Annotated in this window: 1 protein-coding gene; it reads right to left on the reverse strand. The window is 32.7% G+C overall.

The features are described 5' to 3' along the window. Positions 1 to 640, reverse strand: a 640-nt coding sequence (locus tag CD032_RS07265) for an HAD family hydrolase (RefSeq protein ID WP_103211342.1), incomplete at both ends; no start/stop codon positions are given.

Below are 640 nucleotides of genomic sequence, written 5' to 3' on the forward strand. Positions count from 1 at the left end.
TACCATTGTTTCTTGCCATAATGATATTTTTGGAACTCATCACGAGAAACGGCATCTAATGCTTTCTCTAATTTCCATGCATACCCTCTTGGTGTCGATTGTTCATCGTATTTATCACCATCACCTAATTTAATTTCGTGGGCTAACATTTGGCCTTTATACTGGTTGTGAATGTTACCAGGATTATTTTTCTCTTGCTTAACATAACGTTCACGAGATATACGACGACCAGCCTCATTTTTATTCTCAATCATTTTACGATACACTTTTACAATATCTTGCAGTTTATCCTGCATCTCTTTCGCTAGTTTTTGATGTTCATCCTTAAATCCTGTCATTTCTTTGTTGTATGCCTTGTAGAACTGCTCAAATTCTTCTTCAGTTACTTTATAATCTGATGAGTTAAGTTGTTCGTCGACTTCGATTAATTCTTGTTCTAAATCTGATTGCAGACTTTTTAATTTTGTTGATTCTGCAAATTCATCATTATTTTGATAATGTGTAATTTTACTATTAAGCTGTTTAATACGATTTGTTAGCTGATGGTACTTCTGTTTAACCTCTTTTGCCTTAACACCCTTATCATAGATTTGATTATCAAAGATATTGATTGTATTGTCTTGTACTGTTTTTACCATAA

It is taken from the genome of Staphylococcus cohnii subsp. cohnii (assembly GCF_002902365.1).
GTDB lineage: Bacteria > Bacillota > Bacilli > Staphylococcales > Staphylococcaceae > Staphylococcus > Staphylococcus cohnii.